A 19,638-nucleotide genomic window follows, 5' to 3' on the forward strand; every position below is an offset into this window, starting at 1 on the left:
TTAACATTCAACAAATGAAAACAAATAAAACAAAAATTTATAGCGGACCAATTCGCTTATTTTTACCGATTCTTTTATTATCCATAACAATTTTGACTGGCACAGCATACGGTTGTAAAGAAACCGAGGCAGAGTCGCCAGATATTGAAGAGGGTTATGGAAATCATCCCAGATCTACGGTACCCGATGAACTTGTAGGTTACTGGATCGCAGGAGTAAGTTCAATCAGCAATTTTTGGGACTATAATGGCACTTATCAAGGTCCGGCAAATGAGATCGCTCTAGGGTATATGCTGTATAAAGACGGCCGTGTAAAGGAGTATTTTTATTATACCAGTACTTCTACCTACTGCAGGACTCAGGTGCTGGGTTATAAGCAAGGAACTGTGAAGATCGATAAAGAAGCGAAAACTTTTGATGTATACTATGCCAGTGGTCATTACAGGTCTTTTAATACCTGTGGCTCGGCTAACCCTCCGGGATTTGGGGAAACAAAACAATATACATCTGCTGAACTTTCTCCCGCAAAGAAAACAAACTTGAACAATTGGACTATCCAGCTCGTGAATAACAAACAGACACTTGTAGTTCCAATAGGTGATGGAGAAGTACAATACTACGTAAAGTCAACAGAACCCCAGAAATAAATCCCAAAGCATATGTTAGCCATTTTTAAACCTAGACAGCCATTCAGATATGGAGGGATACTGCTTTTGTTGATCATCCTGTCGGCCTGTAGTCGAAATGGGGATATCCCGAGGCCGACCAGGATAACTCAAATACAGTTTAAGGAAAATCTACTGACAGTCGCTGCCGGGAGCTCGGCCGAGCTGAAGGTACTCCACTCTCCTTCCGAATTAAATCCTCCGGGATATGACTGGTCTGTATCTGATGCCAGTGTGGCTAACGTAGAAAACGGTAAGGTCTATGGGTTAAAGGTCGGAGAAACAGAGGTTTCGGTCCTTGCCAGGGGGCTGGGATTAACAGCGAGGATAAAGATTCGGGTAGTTCCGGTTTTGCCAAAGGTATTGCGTTTACAGGCAGAAAAAACTTCGCTTTCTCTGGGGGAAGAAACCCTGATTACTTACTCAATAGATCCACCAGAGGTAACAGATCCGGATAAGCTGGAAATTGAGTGGTCGAGTTCTGATGAGACTGTTTGCAAGGTTTCCGGAGGTAAGGTCCTGACAGTGGGCGCTGGTACAGCAGATGTTGTTGCACAGATCAAAGGGACAGCTATTACAGGGACATTGCGAATTCAGGTGGCTCTGGTACCGGTTGAATCAGTTTCATTGAACCTTCAACAAGTTTATGTCACAGTTGGTGCAGGGACACGTTTGGTTTCAAGGATCTTGCCTGCAAATGCGACTGATCAGCGGTTAACATGGTCTTCGGATGATCCGCAGGTGGCCACTGTAATACAGGGTACGGTATTGGGAGTAAAAGAGGGAACAACCACAATCAGGGTTAGCACCGTTGATGGAGGGAAGACCGCAAGCTGCCAGGTTACGGTTACTCCGGTGCAGGTGGAAAGAATCATCTTGTCCTCACCTACTCTGTCTTTAGCAGTGGCTCAGGAACATACCTTAACAGCAACGGTGCTACCCGAACAAGCTAAGGATAAATCATTGAAATGGAATTCCTCCAATCTCAGCGTTGCTACGGTAGATCAGCAGGGCAAGATTATGACCAAAGGGAAAGGAACAGCTATTATCTGGGCGATTTCAGTACCTCATCCCAGGGTACAGTCTGCTTGTCAGGTAGTAGTGGTGAATCCGGAGGATATGATTTTTACGCAGGTCAACACTACTTCAAAGGTTTCGATAAACGGGTATGTATCAGCAAACCTATCTGCTTTGATAGAAAATGGATATTCTGTTCCCATTAAGCTGATTTCTTTTGAGGTTTTGTCACATACCGGTGAAGTCATCATGGGAAATTATCAGACCTCGATTATTTCTCCAAGCATCCAACAGCGACACACTGGCGTAATTCAGAATGTGTTCAGGCCTTTTATCAGGTATGTGTTTGAGTTGAATGGAAGTCGTTTTGAAAGGCGTTTAGAAATCGAATGATATTAACAGGGAATGTGATATATGTAAAAACGCCACCAATTGTAAATTTCAATTTGGTGGCATTTTTATAAAAGATTCTTTAAAGAGCTTATGATAATTTGAAACATTATAATGTTACAAAAACTGAATCAAAGTCAATATATTCATTTGTTAATCCTCACGACTTCCGTCATCTGCCATTCTCACCATCTTAGGCGTGAACTTAGCGACTACATCAATCAGATCTTTTTGAGCTTCCATTACCAGACTTATGTCTTTGTAAGCCATTGGAGCCTCATCTAAGCCTGCACCGATTAAGGTTACGTTATGGTCTTTCAATACGGTTCGCATTTCATCCTTAGTGATGCTTTTGATCGCCTTTGAACGACTCATTTGTCTACCTGCACCATGTGATGCTGAGTTAATCGCATCAGAAACGCCTTTACCTCTAACCAGAAAACCTGGAGCTGTCATTGAACCGGGAATAATTCCCATCACACCTTTACCTGCTGGTGTAGCACCCTTTCTATGGACAATAACTTCCTCGCCGTTCCAGGTTTCCTTCCAGGCAAAGTTGTGGTGGTTTTCAACTTTCGCCAATACTTCGGCCCCTATTGCCTTGCTCAGTTTGTTATGGATGATTTCATGACAGGCGGAAGCATAGTCTCCGGCAAGATTCATAGCTAGCCAATATTCCTGACCAGCTTCCGATTTTAGGTCCAGATAAGCGAGGTTAGCAGCTTCAGCAGGTAATTTACAGTTTTCTTTAGCAAGCTTAGTATAATAACCAGCTAAAGTTGCACCGAATCCACGGGATCCGGAATGAGTTAACAGCGCCAGATAACTACCTTTTTCAATGTTCAAGACTTCGTCTCTTTTTTCAAACTCAATAATCCCCCATTCCGCGAAATGGTTTCCACCTCCGGAGCTTCCCAGTTGTGAATAGGCTTTATCATGAAGGTTCTTAATAAAAGGCGTTAAATTAAATTCATTCCTGCTTAAGACCTCATGATCAGATTTGTATTGTCCGTGAAATCCATGTCCAGCGCCAAACTTGGTATGAGCAATCAATTCTCTTTTAAACTTCGCTTCATTTTCATGAAAATGAGCCTCTGTGATGTCAAATATAGAAAGCGCCATTCGACAACCAATGTCAACACCCACACCATATGGAATAATTGCATTACGCGTGGCTAAAACACCGCCAATTGGCAATCCATAACCTTGATGGGCATCAGGCATTAGCGCACCTGCAGCGGTTACTGGCAGACGCATCGCAATGTTCATTTGTTTTCTTGCACCTTCTTCAATATGCTCAGCTCCATACAAAGTATAAGGCAGGGCGTTTTCCATTAATGAGATCCCAGGCTCAATCTTGTTTTCTTCTATGATTTCTGCTGCCAGGGTTTTCATGATTTCATCATTTAGGAAATCCTCTGGATTGTCTTTTACTGTTTTAAGTAGCGCTTTAAGCTCCTTAATTGATAGTTCTGGCAAATTCTCTGCAGTTGCTAAAGCAATACCAAGTATTTTTCCTGAAGTATAACCAGCTTCCAGCAAGTCATCTCCGTTTATTTTTGTTTTCATTGTTTTTTAATAAAGTTCATTCCTTAATTCAATTTTTCTATTTCTAGTAATTGATTAAGTATTCTTGTTTTCATTTCTGTTCTTTTAAAGGTAAGGTCTTGGCCCTACCTATTTTACAAATATTTGTTTCAACTGATCAACGATCTGCCCGCTTCCTGACAAGCTAATGGTGTTGATCTTCTCCGCAATCTTTTCTACATATTCCATTTCTTTCAATTTGTAGAGCATTGCATTGTCTTCCATTAACTTTGCCGTGTTTAACAAACTTCTGGCAGACGCAGTTTCCTCTCTACGTGTGATTAAATTGGCTTGTGCCCTTTTCTCGGCAATTAATACCTGATTCATGATCTCCTTGATGTCTCCTGGTAATACGATGTCTTTTACCCCGCAGTCTATCAATTTTACCCCTAAACCTTCAGCTTTGCCTGCACAAATATTCAAGACGTTTTCAGAGATCTTGTCTTTATTTTCCATGAGTTCATCGAAAGTCATTTTTCCAACGATTTCCCTTAAACTCAATTGAATGCTGACATACAATTGCTTGTCGAACTCTTTATTTTCCAATAAAGCTTTCATCAGGTCAGTAACCTTGTATTGCATGCTGAAATTGATGCGCAACTGTGCCTTATCTTTGGTCAGGATTTCCTGTCCGATAATTTCCATGTTCAATTGACGCATATCTGTCTTTAAAACCTGGATTACAGTTCTGTTCTTCCAGAATATGTAATTACCTGGCTCCATTACTTTTTCAAAATTCCCGTCAACCATCAGCAAGCCTTTTTCATAATTTTCTACTTTGAAAACTCTGATATAACCTGCTAACTGAGGCTTTTCTACGGTATTTTTATCGATATCTGCTGCAATTTCATAGTTATCCAAGTTGACTGGAACAAATGAATATTTGTTTAAACCTTTCCAGAAAGCATATTTTCCTGCACTCAATACCTGTTTGAAATTCTTATTTTGATAAACCAATACCAATTCGTTGTCTGCCACCTGTATGGTAGTCACCAATTCTTCAAAATCTTTATTCAATAACAAAATGTCTAATTCTGTAGAGGCAATAAATGTTTTTGCCATATCATAAGTGATTACTGATTCTCCAAAACCCAACCAGTGGTTTCCGGCAGTCAATACACGTTTAAATTCATTTTTTCTGTAAACCAACCCCGCAGAGTTGGTATTGATCATTACTCTTTTCATATTTTAATTTTAGTTGGTTGCTATAGTTATTTCTGACTTAAGGAAGGAGAGATATCCTCTTTATTGATCTGCACCTTCCTGCGTCGAATTTTATTCTTTTAATAAAGCACTTTCAAAAGACATTCATCTGTTTTATACGGAGGTACAAATGATACTCGGTTTCTTTTTAAAGCAGTTATTCAATTCTTTAAAGATCTCGTTAAAACGCGTTGAGAACGTTGAGAACGTTTTTGATCTTTCTAAGAACAGATAGCTGCAGTAAAATCTGCCTTTCTATATTATACCTGCAAAGCATAAATCAAACTGCTTTATGGTATGGAGCGTTATTTCCATAAAGCGGAATGTCTTTCTTGGTGCTTTTGGCAATGGAACATTTGAAAAGTGTTCCTTCTTTTTCGGGACCTAAATCCGGTGCATTACCATTTTGCTACTCCATACTCTGGAGGCAGGATTCGAACCTGCAATTGATTTGTTACTCTAACCCCTGAGTTATCCTGTTTTACCAGGAGCAGGATTCGAACCTGCGACACACAAATTGGACAATCAGCCATTTTAAACATCAGAATATTGTCGCTGAACAGCGCAATACTATGGAGCCATCAGAGACTCGCAACTATGGATGTTTATCCTTTCGATCACCATTCCCTTTCGGGAATATCTTAATGTACTTTCGTACGTTTTATTTTTCAAAGAACCTGTCTTATTGTTGACATTACAAAGATGCATGAGCTACTACGCAGCATAATTGCGTAATAAAAAATATATAAAAATATTTCCATAACTCACTGTTAATCATTGTGATTAATTTATTTAACTCTCGATTTTACTATTTTTTAACTTCAATTACGCAATTCTATTGCGTAGTGAATTTCGTTTCCTATCTTTATTCGTTATTTATTTTGATTTTTTAACCCCTTAGATGTGATATGTCAATAAATAAACTTGCCTTAATTCGATATAAAACCATTGATGAGTGCCTAAAAAACAGGTTTAGAAAATGGACATTGGATGATATTATCGAAAAGGTAGCTTCCAGACTATACGAGTATGAAGGGATTACTTCCGGTGTAAGCAAACGCACAGTTCAGGCCGACATTCAATTGATGCGCAGTGATAAGCTAGGCTATAACGCACCAATTGTTGTTACTGATAGGAAATTCTACAGTTATAGCGATTTGGCTTACAGCATAACCAAAGTTCCGATCAATTCCGGTGATGTAGAAAAAATGAAAGAAATTGTTGGTGTGCTCAAGCAGTTCAACGGCTTTAATTATTTTGATGAGATGAGCGATATGATTGCCAAACTGGAGAATAACCTTTATAAATCCACCAACGCCAGTAAGAACTATATTCAATTTGAAAGTAATAAGCAACTAAGGGGATTGGAATATATTAATCCGCTTTATCAGGCTATTCTTCAACAAAAATCACTGCTGATTAGTTACCGGTCATTTAAAGCATTACAAGCGAGTCAGGGTATTTATTTTCCTTATCTTTTAAAAGAATACAGAAATAGATGGTTTGTTATTGTAAAGAAAAGGAAGGGTGCGCAATTGCTTACGCTCGCTCTTGATCGGATCATCGAATTTCAGGAACTCCCAAATGAACCTTATGTCGAATATAAAGGTGTAGATTTTGACCGCTATTTTGAAGACCTGATTGGAGTAACTAAATCTGAAAAAGATAGGCCGCACAAAGTCATTTTAAAAATTAATAAACAAAATGCTCCCTATATACTAACTAAGCCATTGCATCATAGTCAGCAAGTATTGAAAGAAGATAATGATGGTCTGACCTTTAGAGTTGATGTGGTATTAAACTTTGAGTTGGAAAGAGAAATTCTCGGCTTTGGTGAATGCATGAAAGTACTGGCGCCTCGAAACCTGGCTTCCAGAATAAAAAAAAGACTCATTGAATCCGCCAGACAATATGAAGCGGATGACTCCGGACAAGTTTATTAATTTGCTACAAACCGCAAGGTTTCGATAACTCCTTTAATAGACTTTCTTAACTATCTTCAAAAGTTAGCATAGCATCGAATGCATTCATCGTTATGACTGGGCTATGACCTATCTTAAACTTTCGTATTCCTAAATTTGAATGTAATCCCGGTAAAATGAAAAAAATAGGTTTTTTATCCTTTGGTCATTGGTCAGAACATCCCTCGTATCTCACCCGTACAGCGGGCGACACCTTGCTCCAGTCCATTGATCTTGCTGTTGCAGCAGAAGAAATAGGTCTGGATGGTGCTTACTTTAGGGTTCATCATTTTGCCAAACAGCTTGCCTCACCATTTCCACTGCTTTCGGCAATCGGAGCAAAGACCAGCAAAATAGAAATTGGTACAGGCGTGATCGATATGCGCTATGAAAACCCCTTGTACATGGTTGAAGATGCAGGTGCTGCCGATCTGATCTCTGGCGGACGTTTGCAACTGGGTATCAGCAGGGGTTCTCCAGAACAGGTGATAGAAGGTTGGCGGCATTTTGGTTTTGCACCTAAAGAAGGTCAAAATGATGCGGATATGGGAAGAGAAAAGGCACTGGAGTTTTTGGATAAGTTGAAGGGCCAAGGTTTTGCTCAGCCCAATCCTACTCCGATGTTTCCAAATCCTCCGGGTCTGTTAAGATTGGAACCATACTCAGATGGCTTGCGAGAACGCATCTGGTGGGGAGCTGCATCAAATGCCACAGCAGTATGGGCGGCCGAAAATGGAATGAACCTACAAAGTTCTACTTTGAAATTCGATGAAAACGGTAAGCCTTTTCATATCCAGCAGGCTGAGCAAATCAGGCTTTATAAAGATGCCTGGAAAAAAGCAGGACACGAGCGTGAGGCCAGGGTTTCGGTAAGCCGTTCGATTTTTGCGTTGGTTAACGATCAGGACAGATATTACTTTGGACAGCAGGGAAAGAACGCTGATAGCTTTGGCTATATTGAGCCTACTCAACGCGCGGTCTTTGGTAAGAGCTATGCGGCAGAACCCGATCAGCTCATTAGGGAATTGGCTCAGGACGAGGCTATACAGGAAGCGGATACTGTACTTTTGACTATACCGAACACTTTGGGTGTAGACTACAATATTCATATACTGTCTGCTATTCTGGAGCACGTAGCACCTGCTCTTGGCTGGCGATGACAATGGTTAGGCCTTATATGAGTGGAAAAGTGAGAATTTATTTCATTAGCGGTTTAGGTGCCGATAGACGAGTCTTTAGAAATCTTGTATTTCCCACGGATTTCGAATTAATGTATCTGGACTGGATCGTTCCTTTGCCTGATGAGCTATTGGAAGACTATGCTATTAGACTTGCTGCAGGAATTGATCATACTACCCCATTCTATTTAATTGGCTTGTCAATGGGTGGTATGATGGCTACGGAAATTGCAAAGAAACTAAATCCAATTCACACATTTTTGATTTCGAGCGTTCCAAGTTATAAACAGATCCCCTGGTATTTTAAACTTGCTGGTAAATTGAAGTTGCAAAAAATGATAACTGCAAGATTAATCAAACAAGCCAAATTTATTCCAACAAAACTTTTAGGTGGCAAAACTCCGGAAGAAAGAGTTTTACTTAAAACATTAATTTTAGATAGTGATCCGGTTTTTATGAAATGGGCATTAACGAGTATCTTAGAATGGAAAAATTCGGATAGGCCTGAGAATTTAACTCATATCCATGGCAATAAAGATATTACACTACCAATCAGGTATTGCAAACCTGATGTGATCATAAATGCTGCCGGGCATTTTATGGTATATGCTAACGCTGAAGAAATTAGTTCATATATATTGCAAAAAATCAATGCCTTTTCTAACAAAGCTTTCCATTAGCAGTCTTTTCTCCTTTATCCAACGCGAAAGCAAGTAGTTCTTAAACACCAAAAACATCAATTGCAGATTTTAAGAGCATATCTTTCTGCATATCTAAGTATGCAACTAAACATGCTATCAGCTCTATTTTAGATAGTTCAACTCCTTAAATCCTGCAAATAAATGATGTAGACCACTATGAAAACTTAATACCCAAAAATCTTGCATAGGACTACTTCACCTAGATTGTAAGGTGAATTACTTAGGTTGATATTCTACAAGGTTATTAAGCACAATAAAAAAAAAAGAGAATGAAAGTATAATAAAAACCCAGGCAATTAACTTATTATTACTATTTGGCAAACTTTCATATTTAGAAATAATAGCTTCTTTTTTCACCCACACTCTAAAATAGTTATACAAAAGAATAGCACCAAAAATTATCAAAGTGGCCTTTACACCAATATCTTCAGAAATACGATACTTGAGAAAATAATTTACTATTCCAAATATTGTCGCTAAGTTCATAAATTCTAAGAAGCTTAACGCAAGGTATGAGTTGAAAAAAGGTTGATCATTTTTTCTTGTAGTTTTAACTACTTTATAAAGCAGGTAATATAGTTTTTCTATCATTTTCTAATATATGGAATTACAAAGCTATTTGTTCTTTCTCCCTTCTATAGATGTTCGCTGCTAAACGTTTTTACTATCCTCCAAATAAGTAAAGCATCATATGAATCATTTTTTTAGCAAAAGTTCCTCTATTCCATCCAATAGGTTTTATTAAACTATCCACTTTTGCAGTCTGGGTTGACAAATCTCATTCTAGAAACATGGGGCTAGTTATATCTCTTGCTGTAGAGTCAAGTGCTTTAATGCAAAAACGAAAAAGCTCCTTATCACCTGAAAACTCAATTTCTACAAAGTGGTTTTTAGCCACAATCTTATAAAAAAAATACTATTATTAAAATAAAGGAGGCAGTTCTTCATAATAGTCTTTTTTATACTTTTGCTGATCAACTCCTCTAAGACCTACACTATAGACAAATAGGTCAAAGTCAAAGGTGAACGGGATATTTTTATCTAGGTATTCTTTGTGTTGCAGATATAATTCCTTCTCAATAAAATAGCCCAAAGAGTCATCGAATAAAAATCTTTCTCCTGTGACTTGATCTCTAAACAATTCATCAAACTTACTGTAAGGAATGTTTGAGATATTGATATGCCCAAAAACAAAATCCGCTCCTTTAAGCGCAACTTCCAAAAATACTTTGTAATAATATTCTTTCTCCATTTTTATATAATTAAAAACCATCCAAAGCTAAACTACCACTATTATAGTTATTGTAGCAGCTATAGCTCCTGTCCTAGTAGCAGCTCCTACTATCGAGATGATAGCAGGGGGCAACAAATTTAAGGGAGGTAATATTTAATCTTTAGATTACCTTTTTTTGCTTTGTATGATCTAAATTGAACAGATATGTCTGAGGAATAATGAAAGGATGAGAAATGCCAACGTAAGAGATACAACTGTATTTAAAACTGAGATAAAAACTTTAAATGCCTATAGAGTTTTTACTATTACAAAAAAAATTAACTCCTAAAAATGCTATTGAATATTTTTGTTATGATCCAAAGACTAGACATCTCTTTCGGGGAATAATTGAATACCCATCAAACAAGAATGTTGAGGCTAATAATCTGTTTATGGAAGTCATCAACAATGTAAAATTTAACAGATAAATACAAAACCAATTAAAACTTACCTAAAAAATTCTGTTGGGAATAGATTTTTATTTAATCTTTTTTTCTGTACTTGGCAAGATTAATTAACAGTACGCTGCCAAGTATCACCAATAAGCCGATAATTTGAATAAGGGTGACACTTTCATTCGTAAAAAGAATACTGAGTAAAACTGCGACAACAGGATTTACATAGGCATAGGTACTCACCTGTGTGGCAGGGCGCACAGTTAGCAACTGTATAGCTATATACGGATAAGACAAATCTTCGTTCATGTAATAATGGTATTCATTCGCGTAATATAAATACGCGTCTACGTAAAAAACACATTCTTTTAAAACTTTTAGAATACATTTATAAAAAAGCAGATCTCAATGCCTAATTAAATATAGTCTCTCATATTATTATGTTTTTCAATTACAGAATTCTTTCCGAGCATCCTAACCGCCTATTTACATCACGAAAACGGAGCAAACACTTCAATTTTATGTGGCCGGATTGTTCTGGATTAGAAATGGTATTTTATAAAACTTTAGAGGAAGCCGAAAATCTTAAAAAGAGTAGGCAAGCATTTATATATAATTATGTTAAAATTTAAAAAAGGAATAGCATTAATTGCTTTTCTAGCGTCTGGAGCACTTGTAAGTTGCGAAAAGAAAGAGGGAATTTCGGTTGCCGAGTCTAATATGGAGAGTTCTATTCAGAACTATGATAAACTTGTTAAGTTCGTTAGCACCTTACAGGGAGTTAATATTAATGACGTAAAGTTTGATGCTGTTAAGAATGAATTTTACATCCCTGATTCACCTTTCCGTGGATCGCTAGAGGAAATTCAAGCTTTCTATGAAATATCTAATGAATATAAATTTAAATATGAATCTAATTAAAATTGAATGAAAAATTATAGATTGTTTTTGATTAATGCACTTGTGTTTTTAATATGCTCATCTATTGCAAATGCACAAGGCATATTTGTATTTGATATATCTTCTCCGGTTGTTTCCAATGGAAAAATTACTATCAATAATACTAATGTTGCGACTCCAATAACGTTTAAAGTTATTGCAACGACTCAACGTGACATTACTACTTTTGGACCATTTGCTGCTGATATGGTCATTACGTTGGTTTATGAAAAAAATGGCATTATCGAGGAGATATCATCACCAATGTCAATTGCTAATAGCGCATTTTCATCGAACCTTTTGAGTACAACTCTTTTAACGTTTTCAGGGACTTTACCTGCGAATAAAATAGGAGGGGTAATTAAATTAAAATATTCCTGTTTTGACTATGTAACATCTCCAACTACAAAGGTGACAAAATACACATCCGTCGGTTACGAAACGATACTCCCGCCAGTAGTTTCTCCAGCAGCTCCTATTGATTGGAGCAATCCTGCCAATGCCAAGTTCATTGTAGTTGGTTTTCCTGGCCGTCATACTTTTAATGCAGGGACTACTGTTCTAAGAAATGGAGTTTATCATTTAGAGTTTCAGTCCGATGGTAATTTAGTTTTGTATAATGGAACGACCCCGATCTGGGCATCTGGTAAAAAAAGAGGAAATAATAGTACCCAAGTTAGATTTTATGATTCTGGTATAGGATGTTACGAAGGTAACACAAATTATTACTGGGTAAATTGGGCGCCGCGTCCTATTAACATTGCCCCAAATGCTGTCTGGGTTCTTCAGGACGATGGAAATTTTGTGTGCTACAGAGACCATGACACAGACTCAAATGGAGTGATTATTCCTTACTATGCTTATGCTATCGGAGCAACTATGACCCAGGGAGGACAAAAGAGTAATAGGAGTGGTAGAATTAATTAAATTCACCACAAATTTAATATTCTAATTACATTTTCATAAATAAAAGATATATGAGCTTATTCATAGACTTAAAAAAATGCCAATAAGATATGAGTACAGATTAAATATCCGTAATTTTAACAGCATTAAGCTAGCTCTGGAAGCTTAAAACAGGCTGATTGAAGGATGTAAACTTCTATAAATTATATTATAAAGCGCATTGGGGGGCAAACTTCAATGCGCTTTTTCGGGCATGTAGGTATGGCAGTAGGCTTGCTTTCAACCTGATAATATCCCCCGGACTTTTCCAGAAAGTTGTAATACTTTTCTTAGACGTTTTGGCTATCAATTTCATCAGATGTATCCGTCCTATCAAGTACATTTTTACTAGCTAATTTTCTAGCTTTAGCGTATCGGCGCTATAAATCAAGTGTAATTAATCTTTAAAATGGGTTTGTTTGTTTGTTTATTTGTTTGTCATCATTGTACATTTCGGCGAAAGTGGTTCTTCCCCACTTTTGGTGGTAATTATGATAATTGAATGGTTGTGGTCGTTAGAAATTAATGACCCTTACGAATCTAATATTCTCTTCTGCTGATGTATTTAAGGTTATTTCGGTAGATAATCAGTCTGATCAGATAAATATATACGTTCAGAGTCGGCAGAAAATATGTTTATGTCCGAACTGCTGCGAACCGTCGACCAAATTACATAGTTATTATACGAGGAAATTTAATGACTTGCCGACTTTTGGAAAAGCTTGCAAGATTTTTCTGAAATCTCGTAAATTTTATTGTCTCACCGATGAGTGTCCGCTTAGAATTTTTACAGAACGCTATGAAGATCATTTCAAACCATGCAAGCGGACAACAAAGCGTCTGGAAGAAAAGCTATTTAATACCGCTTTAGAATTGGGTGGCAAACCTACAGAACGAATATGTTGTCATTTTTCAATACCGGTCAGCGATACTACTTTGCTGAGACTTATCAATAGGGCTCCATTACCTGAACCTGATATTTTCACGGCTATAGGGGTTGATGATTGGGCTTACAAAAAGCGGGAAAGGTATGGCAGTATTCTGGTAGATTTGACAACGAGAAGAGTTGTCGATTTGCTGCCCGATAGAGAAGAGAAGAGTTTAATTACATGGTTTCAGAAACAGCCAAAACTTGAAATAATAACCAGGGATCGTTATGGCAAATATAGACGTGCGGCCACTAAAGGTGCACCTCAGGCTATCCAAGTGACCGATCGATGGCATTTACTGAAAAACCTCGGCGAAGCCCTCACTAAAATGATGACCCGGGAATATACCAGATTAAGTAGGTCATTAGCGCCGAAGATCGAGGAAAGCACATTGGAAATACCCGATGAATTGCCTGTTAGAGAAAAAGAAGTGGCTTCTACCGGAATTATAAGGCAACGGTTTGATGAGATGAAGATATTACAGGCAGAAGGCTTATCAATAAAAGGAATTGCAAGACAATTGGGTATGCACAGAGAAACAGTTAGAAAATACATGTTGACAGAAAACCTGGTCCGTAAGTCCTACAAAGACAGAGGTATGATCGAGAACTACTTCAATTATATAAAAAAGCGAATGGAAGAAGATGATGGCCTTTATTTGAAAACATTATGGAGTGAGTTGCGGCATATGGGATATCCGGGAGGATATAGTACGCTTTCTGAGGCCCTGGCTTACTACGGCATTCGTATTGGAAAGAAAGCAAGAAATCCAAAGTCGCCGCAACAATCAGGCTCATTCTTTAAGCCCTCTAATGCTGCAATGCTGTTTATGATTCCAGAAAACAAGCTTACTACAACACAGAAAGAGCTAATATGCAATTTATGCAAATCATCATCTGGCTTAGAACGCGCCTTATTACTGGCAAGAGGATTCCGCAATCTTATGGAAAACAAGGTGGCGAATCAACTTCGGAGCTGGATAGAAAATGTGCTGGACTCAGGCATTAGCGAGATCGTCACTTTTGCAAATGGCCTGTTAAGGGATTACGAAGCCATTGAAAACGCAATCAGCTTGCCTTGGAGCAATGGCCCGGTAGAAGGCAATGTAAATAAGCTAAAGACCATCAAACGGCAAATGTACGGCAGGGCTAGCTTAGAATTGCTCAGAAAAAGATTAGTACTCAAACCAACTTAACCACCAAAAGTGGGGAAGAACCACTTTTGGCGAAATACCCACCCAAAGCCGCAAAAGAATAATGTCGAGGTAGGAACCAAGCTAAATGCTGCGTCACACTTCTGAATAGTTCTTCATTCTCAAATAATTCTGGAGTCAGTTAAACACCAGATCTTGAGAAGCTTCCTCACCCGAACTTCCATGCCTCGACATTAATAACACTTTTGGGGATTTAACCCCATTATTGATTACTGTAAAAGTGATTTCGTAATTCAAAGTAGGTTTGTTAGATATGTCCATTTTAGTCTTAGGTTTACGATTTTTATCAATCAAATAAACATCTACGATGCGGCAGTAGATACCGAACTCAGCCTGGAAGCATGGAGAAAACAAAACCAGCAATAAGAAACAGCAGAAAAATTAACACTACAAAATCATGACCATTACCCGCAAACAATCTTTCTAGTCATTTCCTTCTTAATCCTTAACCTTATCCAGCTTTTCCTTTAGTTCCTTTAATCCTTTCTGGAGGTAATTCAAAAGCCATAACCTTTTACTAAATGCTATTCAGGCCGTAACGCACCAGCTTTAAGTACCGAAATAGCCTGATCGGCAAGTTCATCGGTTAAACCAACAGAACCACTTGTTAAAACAAACCGGTCCTTAATATCCTTTGGCAAAGTATTTAAAGACTTATCATCATCAATGATTACAAAATCTTTCTGAAAACCCATTGTAGCCTTATACCACGCTAAAATCTCTTCCCTACGATTTAAACCAGTAATGTTATCCCCTAACCGGTCAAATTCCCTGACAAGAATCCCTCTGGTTTTAAAGATATCACGCCATTGATCAATTGAATATCTGGATTTATGAGAAGTCGTTAAAAGAATCCCTGCTTTAGTCTCCAAAATAATCTTCCCAAGCGCTAATACCGCTCTCCTATCAAAAACAGGAAAACCATCATCAATGATTTCGGGACTTCTCCATGAATTAGCAGGAACCATTACTCCGTCTATATCCAGCAATATCAACATGATACAAACTTAGCGTGAATTAATTTAAAGCATGCAATTGGAAACCAAAATAGTGTTTTTTTGATAAATCTTCGTTAACATTTGTAATTTAGATTCCTGGCATAATATTAGACAATCGAAGAATCCAATTCCATTAAAATTCCATAAAGTATGAAACGTTTTCTCACTCTTACCACTATAATTAGTCTTTTCGCCCTTTGTGTCAGCGCACAGCGGTTCAATCCAGCCATCAATAAAGACTCTCTTTTACAGACAATTTTTAAAAAACTCGGAACAGAAGATCGCATCAAAGAATTCAAAAGCCACTATAATTCAGCCGACGAAAAAACCAAAGAATTTTTACTCTTTATGGGTAGCTTGCCAAGCAGCAGTAGAAAAGAACTCATAGCCAACATCGATAGCAATTACACCAAAATTCAAAATCAAATCGACACATACAAGAAGCTAGTACCTAAAGGGTATTTAGTATACATTGAATTTCAACCTGACAATAACGTCATCAGTACTCAACCAAGTGTGGATATGCGGATTCAATATTACAATGCCGACAATTTCAATTCGCTGGAAACTGATCAGCAATGGAATATGGGCTATGACTCTGCTGAGCTTAAAAGAATGTGCAGCAGACTAAATTGGACTGATGAAACTTTAAAAGACGATTAAACAACTGCTCGATCAAGCCAATTGTATATCCATTGAAAACGACACCATACCAGAAATTGGTTTTTCCAGAAGTAGCATGGCCAAATACTCCTACCTAATCTTTGAACAAAATCCGGATAAAGCAAAAATAGACAAATACAATAACGGTTGCACTTATATATATTACAAGATGAATATCGTTTTGGAATATGGTGGAGGTGCAGTTGGTCCCCAATGTTTCCCTAAAGAAGATTAGGAAAAAGAATTACGCTCATATAGCGGAAATATAAGATAACATGAACTTTGCTATTGATCCTGACCCACTCTTCAAAGTAAATAGTAATTACCTGGTCGATAAATAGATTTAAAAGAAATTACTTAATTATTGTACTGATGAGGCAACTTCTTTTTATTTAATCTTTTTTCTGTACTTGGCAAGATTAATCAACAGTACGCTGCCAAGTATCACTAATAAGCCGATAATTTGAATAAGGGTGACACTTTCATTCGTAAAAAGAATACTGAGTAAAACTGCGACAACAGGATTTACATAAGCATAGGTACTCACCTGTGTGGCAGGGCGCACAGTTAGCAACCATACATAAGCACTAAACGCCAGAATAGATCCGAAAATGATCAGGTAACCCACAGACAGCCAGGCGTCGGTAGATACATTTTGCAAGTTGAAATCCTTAATCTCAGCGGTGATCAACATGCCAGGGATAAAAGCCAGGCCAGCTGCAAGCATTTGCCACGAAGTGCTAACAGACACAGAGACCTTATTATCAGAATTGTATTTTGAATATAATGAACCCGCGGCCCAGCCTATAGGGGCTAACAGTAATAAAATTATTCCCAATATCCGAGTTCCGTTCTCTGCGCTATTCATGGTTTGCATCATTTGTTCAGCAAATAGCAGGATAACACCGATAAAACCAATAATCAGACCGGCAACAGTAGAGGTGCTTTTTAAATTCTCTTTCCATTTGGGCTTATCCAGAATTACAAACCACATGGCTGCCGAAGAAACCAGAATAGCGACAAGTCCACTCGGAGTGAATTGCTCAACCCATATTACCAGGCCATTTCCAACACCTAACATCAAGATACCTCCAATTGCGGCGTGCTTAATACTTTTTTTATCAAATATTTTTTCACCTTTTATTGAGCACCAGATGATGAGCAGAAAGCCAGCAGCCAGAAAACGAAAAGCACCCAGAATAAATGGAGGAAAGCCCGCCAACGCCTTTTGAATGAAGAAATAAGTAGATCCCCATACCACATAAACAATAGCAAAGGCAAGGATAACCATTAATGGTGCAGCTTTTTTATTTATGTTTGGCGACATGCAGTTCTTATTAAGAGGAGTTACATTTCAAAACTAGTATTAATATCATATTCCAGATATTGTTCTCTTGCTTTTTTATTAATAGTTACATCTAAATGATTATTATTATTCAATGAAGAGCCAAGGTAGGGCTAACCGCTTTTGCGCACGCACCAAGTAGTCATACTTCTCAGGTTCTGAACGTTAGTAGTCTTGATGGGTTCATGAAGTTCTCCGCCAAGCTTTTTGGTCAGTCTGAGCAGCATCTCCTGATTCACCAGAAAGCGTTCCGATCCATCAGGAAGGATGTATCTGCCATTTCCGATAAACCCGACTAAGGATTCGATCCCGATTTTCGAGGCCAACCGACAGAAAAAATACCCTCCAGGTTTGAGCACGTCCCACATAGAATTCAGCATGGCTTCAAAATGACTGAGGTTTTCTGCGAAATGCAATACAGCACTACTGATGACTAAATCAAAGGTTTCACTTTCAAAGGGCAACTGCTCCACAGAAGCCACCTTAAAGTTCTCTTCCGTATCAATCTGAGGAAATGAGCTTCCAAGGGTTCTTAGTTGAGCAATGGCTTCGGGGTTTTGATCTACACCAAATACACTAGCTCCGCATTTCAACAGGTACAGTAGGTTTCTGCCTGTTCCGCAACCGGCATCTAAGATCATGTCACAATCGTCGTAAATGCCCTTAAGTATCTGGTCAAATAAGTAAATGTCAATATTTCCGAAAGTATCCTGAATATGCTGCTTTTTCATCTCCAGGCAAAGATAGCCATAAGGGGGCCAATTCATCAAAACACGGTTCATTTAAAAATATATTACCTAAACGGAATTTTGCATACGCAGGATGATCTGCAGCATAATAAATTCTGCAGGACGAATTGGAGCCATGCCAATGTTCACAATCATTCTACCTTCCTGAATATCGAGACTACTCATAGTTTGACCTAAACCAATGTGCACAAAGAAAGCATCTTTGGTTGTTGTGCCCATCAATGCACCAGCTTTAAACTGTGTGGTCAAATAGTTTTCAATCATTGATTGTACCTTTACCCAGGTATTGCGGTCATTGGGCTCAAATATAAATTGTTCTGTAGCCTTTTTTATAGATTCTTCTATCATATTAAAGAATCTTCTTATAGGTACGTAACGCCATTCGTTATCATTACCGGCCAATGTACGAGCCCCCCAGACAACTGCAGTTCCCCGACCAGAAAAACTCCTGATTACGTTTATAGATTTTCCAGCGACCTTATCTATATTAAGGTCATCCTGATCATCCTGGGTTAACAAAAACTCAGGACGAATAACATTTATAATATTAATATTAGCCGGGGCTTTCCACACCCCTCTGGTATTATCAATTTGCGCGTATATTCCAACTATCGCTGCCGAAACTGGCAATAACATTGGCAGGTTGGTTAATGTAGTTCTGGCCAATAAATATTGTGCTTTATTTTCTGCTATTAAATCAGAAAGTTTAGAAGCACCAGGTATGCCTTCAATACTAATCTGCTCATCAATGGATGGATCTTCTGCAGGAAGATAAAAATCAACTCCAGTGTATAATTTAGGAAAATATACTGCAGCATATTTCAACTCAGCAGTACTTAGTGCCATACCAGCTCTCAAATCTGATATATCCATGGCCCATGAATTGGAAGCGGTATGGTATACATCCATCACAGTAAACCGATCTTTAAGAAACGTACTTTGAAGGATGGCCTGTTTATGAATATCATAGTATTCTTCCTTCGTTTCGAGATTGACAGTGTCAGGAAAGACCAAAAGCGTTACTTCATCTATAGCAGCGACTTTAGTTAATCCATTTTTAAGATCTTGAACTTCCAACAGACCTTCCAGACTGCCTCCATAGTTACCGACAGAACATATCCAACAGGCACCGCCACCATTTACAAAATACAGTTGCAACGAATAATGCATCAAAAATTTAGACCTTTTTGTTTCATCCACTCTGGCATTCACCTCACCGTTTGCCTCAAAAACTACTGACAAACTCCCTCTTTCCGGATCAGGAAAGCCAAAATACTGCTCATACTCCAGCATAGATGTTATCCTTCTGGGTACATTTCTCAGATCATCTTTTTCTTTCCATTCAGCTTTTTCTGTATAGCCAATAAATGCTGGGATTGCTGTTTCTACAGATACTATTGAAGGAGGTAAATTCGGAATTTCTTCAATATAAACCCCGGGCGTTTTAAATTTCCCCATAACAGGCACTTTTTAAATGACATGCATTT

19 protein-coding genes are annotated in these 19,638 nt (G+C 38.1%); 9 read left to right on the forward strand and 10 right to left on the reverse strand.

What is annotated here, in order from left to right; translation table 11 throughout:
* The first annotated feature begins 14 nt into the window (after positions 1-14).
* Complete coding sequence (locus tag WC623_RS11910) at positions 15-647, forward strand: hypothetical protein (RefSeq protein ID WP_372851262.1); 633 nt, start codon at positions 15-17, stop codon at positions 645-647.
* Between the two features lie 12 nt (positions 648-659).
* The gene (locus tag WC623_RS11915) at positions 660-2,075 is read left to right on the forward strand and encodes an Ig domain-containing protein (protein WP_372851264.1); all 1,416 of its coding nucleotides are present in this window, start codon (positions 660-662) and stop codon (positions 2,073-2,075) included.
* A 150-nt stretch (positions 2,076-2,225) separates the two neighbouring features.
* Here WC623_RS11915 and WC623_RS11920 read toward each other — a convergent pair whose 3' ends face one another.
* Together WC623_RS11920 and WC623_RS11925 are read right to left on the reverse strand one after the other, a co-directional pair.
* Entirely contained in the window at positions 2,226-3,641 is a 1,416-nt protein-coding gene (locus WC623_RS11920) for an RtcB family protein (RefSeq protein ID WP_372851266.1), read from the reverse strand.
* 108 nt (positions 3,642-3,749) lie between these two features.
* Entirely contained in the window at positions 3,750-4,844 is a 1,095-nt protein-coding gene (locus WC623_RS11925; RefSeq protein ID WP_372851268.1) for a slipin family protein, read from the reverse strand.
* A gap of 926 nt (positions 4,845-5,770) precedes the next feature.
* On the opposite strand from WC623_RS11925, the gene WC623_RS11930 reads away from it, so the two are divergent.
* From WC623_RS11930 to WC623_RS11940, 3 genes are all read left to right on the forward strand, one after another.
* Entirely contained in the window at positions 5,771-6,805 is a 1,035-nt protein-coding gene (locus WC623_RS11930; protein WP_372851270.1) for a helix-turn-helix transcriptional regulator, read from the forward strand.
* 155 nt (positions 6,806-6,960) lie between these two features.
* A complete protein-coding gene (locus WC623_RS11935) occupies positions 6,961-7,983 on the forward strand; it encodes an LLM class flavin-dependent oxidoreductase (RefSeq protein ID WP_372851272.1) in 1,023 nt (340 codons plus the stop codon).
* Positions 7,984-8,000: 17 nt separating this feature from the next.
* Positions 8,001-8,681 (forward strand): alpha/beta hydrolase, encoded by a 681-nt coding sequence (locus tag WC623_RS11940; protein ID WP_372851274.1) that lies wholly within the window; start codon positions 8,001-8,003, stop codon positions 8,679-8,681.
* A gap of 237 nt (positions 8,682-8,918) precedes the next feature.
* On the opposite strand, the gene WC623_RS11945 is transcribed toward WC623_RS11940, so the two are convergent.
* From WC623_RS11945 to WC623_RS11955, 3 genes are all read right to left on the reverse strand, one after another.
* A complete protein-coding gene (locus WC623_RS11945) occupies positions 8,919-9,293 on the reverse strand; it encodes a hypothetical protein (protein ID WP_372851276.1) in 375 nt (124 codons plus the stop codon).
* Between the two features lie 331 nt (positions 9,294-9,624).
* Positions 9,625-9,954, reverse strand: a complete 330-nt coding sequence (locus tag WC623_RS11950) for a hypothetical protein (protein ID WP_372851278.1) — start codon at positions 9,952-9,954, stop codon at positions 9,625-9,627.
* Positions 9,955-10,457: 503 nt separating this feature from the next.
* Entirely contained in the window at positions 10,458-10,679 is a 222-nt protein-coding gene (locus tag WC623_RS11955; protein ID WP_372851280.1) for an EamA family transporter, read from the reverse strand.
* A 309-nt stretch (positions 10,680-10,988) separates the two neighbouring features.
* On the opposite strand from WC623_RS11955, the gene WC623_RS11960 reads away from it, so the two are divergent.
* The 3 genes from WC623_RS11960 (at position 10,989) to WC623_RS11970 (ending at position 14,378) form a co-directional block, all read left to right on the forward strand.
* Positions 10,989-11,291 carry a hypothetical protein gene (locus tag WC623_RS11960; protein WP_372851282.1) on the forward strand — a complete coding sequence of 101 codons (303 nt, stop codon included), beginning with the start codon at positions 10,989-10,991 and terminating at the stop codon, positions 11,289-11,291.
* A gap of 6 nt (positions 11,292-11,297) precedes the next feature.
* Complete coding sequence (locus WC623_RS11965) at positions 11,298-12,236, forward strand: hypothetical protein (RefSeq protein WP_372851284.1); 939 nt, start codon at positions 11,298-11,300, stop codon at positions 12,234-12,236.
* Positions 12,237-12,779: 543 nt separating this feature from the next.
* The gene (locus tag WC623_RS11970) at positions 12,780-14,378 is read left to right on the forward strand and encodes an ISL3 family transposase (protein ID WP_372851286.1); all 1,599 of its coding nucleotides are present in this window, start codon (positions 12,780-12,782) and stop codon (positions 14,376-14,378) included.
* A gap of 135 nt (positions 14,379-14,513) precedes the next feature.
* On the opposite strand, the gene WC623_RS11975 is transcribed toward WC623_RS11970, so the two are convergent.
* Together WC623_RS11975 and WC623_RS11980 are read right to left on the reverse strand one after the other, a co-directional pair.
* Positions 14,514-14,657, reverse strand: a complete 144-nt coding sequence (locus tag WC623_RS11975) for a hypothetical protein (protein ID WP_372851287.1) — start codon at positions 14,655-14,657, stop codon at positions 14,514-14,516.
* Between the two features lie 263 nt (positions 14,658-14,920).
* Positions 14,921-15,394, reverse strand: coding sequence for an HAD domain-containing protein (locus tag WC623_RS11980; RefSeq protein WP_372851289.1), 474 nt, complete (start codon positions 15,392-15,394; stop codon positions 14,921-14,923).
* Positions 15,395-15,544: 150 nt separating this feature from the next.
* Here WC623_RS11980 and WC623_RS11985 point away from each other — a divergent pair, with 150 nt between their 5' ends.
* On the forward strand, positions 15,545-16,057 hold the full coding sequence (locus WC623_RS11985) for a hypothetical protein (RefSeq protein ID WP_372851291.1): 513 nt from the start codon (positions 15,545-15,547) through the stop codon (positions 16,055-16,057).
* 388 nt (positions 16,058-16,445) lie between these two features.
* On the opposite strand, the gene WC623_RS11990 is transcribed toward WC623_RS11985, so the two are convergent.
* The 3 genes from WC623_RS11990 to WC623_RS12000 all read right to left on the reverse strand — a co-directional run bounded on the left by WC623_RS11990 (position 16,446) and on the right by WC623_RS12000 (position 19,609).
* Positions 16,446-17,384, reverse strand: a complete 939-nt coding sequence (locus WC623_RS11990; RefSeq protein ID WP_372851293.1) for an EamA family transporter — start codon at positions 17,382-17,384, stop codon at positions 16,446-16,448.
* A 131-nt stretch (positions 17,385-17,515) separates the two neighbouring features.
* Positions 17,516-18,169, reverse strand: a complete 654-nt coding sequence (locus WC623_RS11995; protein ID WP_372851295.1) for a class I SAM-dependent methyltransferase — start codon at positions 18,167-18,169, stop codon at positions 17,516-17,518.
* A gap of 30 nt (positions 18,170-18,199) precedes the next feature.
* On the reverse strand, positions 18,200-19,609 hold the full coding sequence (locus tag WC623_RS12000; RefSeq protein WP_372851297.1) for a phage tail sheath family protein: 1,410 nt from the start codon (positions 19,607-19,609) through the stop codon (positions 18,200-18,202).
* Between the last annotated feature and the right edge of the window lie 29 nt (positions 19,610-19,638).

The organism is Pedobacter sp. (assembly GCF_041645105.1).
In the GTDB taxonomy this organism is placed as follows: domain Bacteria; phylum Bacteroidota; class Bacteroidia; order Sphingobacteriales; family Sphingobacteriaceae; genus Pedobacter.

Excerpts from the sequence above, each read along its gene's own strand:
- WC623_RS11970 (WP_372851286.1), top strand. The coding sequence starts at position 12,780 with ATGACCCTTACGAATCTAATATTCTCTTCTGCTGATGTATTTAAGGTT.
- WC623_RS11920 (WP_372851266.1), bottom strand. The coding sequence starts at position 3,641 with ATGAAAACAAAAATAAACGGAGATGACTTGCTGGAAGCTGGTTATACT.
- WC623_RS12000 (WP_372851297.1), bottom strand. The coding sequence starts at position 19,609 with ATGGGGAAATTTAAAACGCCCGGGGTTTATATTGAAGAAATTCCGAAT.
- WC623_RS11990 (WP_372851293.1), bottom strand. The coding sequence starts at position 17,384 with ATGTCGCCAAACATAAATAAAAAAGCTGCACCATTAATGGTTATCCTT.
- WC623_RS11915 (WP_372851264.1), top strand. The coding sequence starts at position 660 with ATGTTAGCCATTTTTAAACCTAGACAGCCATTCAGATATGGAGGGATA.
- WC623_RS11955 (WP_372851280.1), bottom strand. The coding sequence starts at position 10,679 with ATGAACGAAGATTTGTCTTATCCGTATATAGCTATACAGTTGCTAACT.
- WC623_RS11980 (WP_372851289.1), bottom strand. The coding sequence starts at position 15,394 with ATGTTGATATTGCTGGATATAGACGGAGTAATGGTTCCTGCTAATTCA.
- WC623_RS11935 (WP_372851272.1), top strand. The coding sequence starts at position 6,961 with ATGAAAAAAATAGGTTTTTTATCCTTTGGTCATTGGTCAGAACATCCC.
- WC623_RS11910 (WP_372851262.1), top strand. The coding sequence starts at position 15 with ATGAAAACAAATAAAACAAAAATTTATAGCGGACCAATTCGCTTATTT.
- WC623_RS11950 (WP_372851278.1), bottom strand. The coding sequence starts at position 9,954 with ATGGAGAAAGAATATTATTACAAAGTATTTTTGGAAGTTGCGCTTAAA.
- WC623_RS11940 (WP_372851274.1), top strand. The coding sequence starts at position 8,001 with ATGAGTGGAAAAGTGAGAATTTATTTCATTAGCGGTTTAGGTGCCGAT.
- WC623_RS11975 (WP_372851287.1), bottom strand. The coding sequence starts at position 14,657 with ATGGACATATCTAACAAACCTACTTTGAATTACGAAATCACTTTTACA.
- WC623_RS11960 (WP_372851282.1), top strand. The coding sequence starts at position 10,989 with ATGTTAAAATTTAAAAAAGGAATAGCATTAATTGCTTTTCTAGCGTCT.
- WC623_RS11965 (WP_372851284.1), top strand. The coding sequence starts at position 11,298 with ATGAAAAATTATAGATTGTTTTTGATTAATGCACTTGTGTTTTTAATA.
- WC623_RS11985 (WP_372851291.1), top strand. The coding sequence starts at position 15,545 with ATGAAACGTTTTCTCACTCTTACCACTATAATTAGTCTTTTCGCCCTT.
- WC623_RS11930 (WP_372851270.1), top strand. The coding sequence starts at position 5,771 with ATGTCAATAAATAAACTTGCCTTAATTCGATATAAAACCATTGATGAG.
- WC623_RS11945 (WP_372851276.1), bottom strand. The coding sequence starts at position 9,293 with ATGATAGAAAAACTATATTACCTGCTTTATAAAGTAGTTAAAACTACA.
- WC623_RS11995 (WP_372851295.1), bottom strand. The coding sequence starts at position 18,169 with ATGAATTGGCCCCCTTATGGCTATCTTTGCCTGGAGATGAAAAAGCAG.
- WC623_RS11925 (WP_372851268.1), bottom strand. The coding sequence starts at position 4,844 with ATGAAAAGAGTAATGATCAATACCAACTCTGCGGGGTTGGTTTACAGA.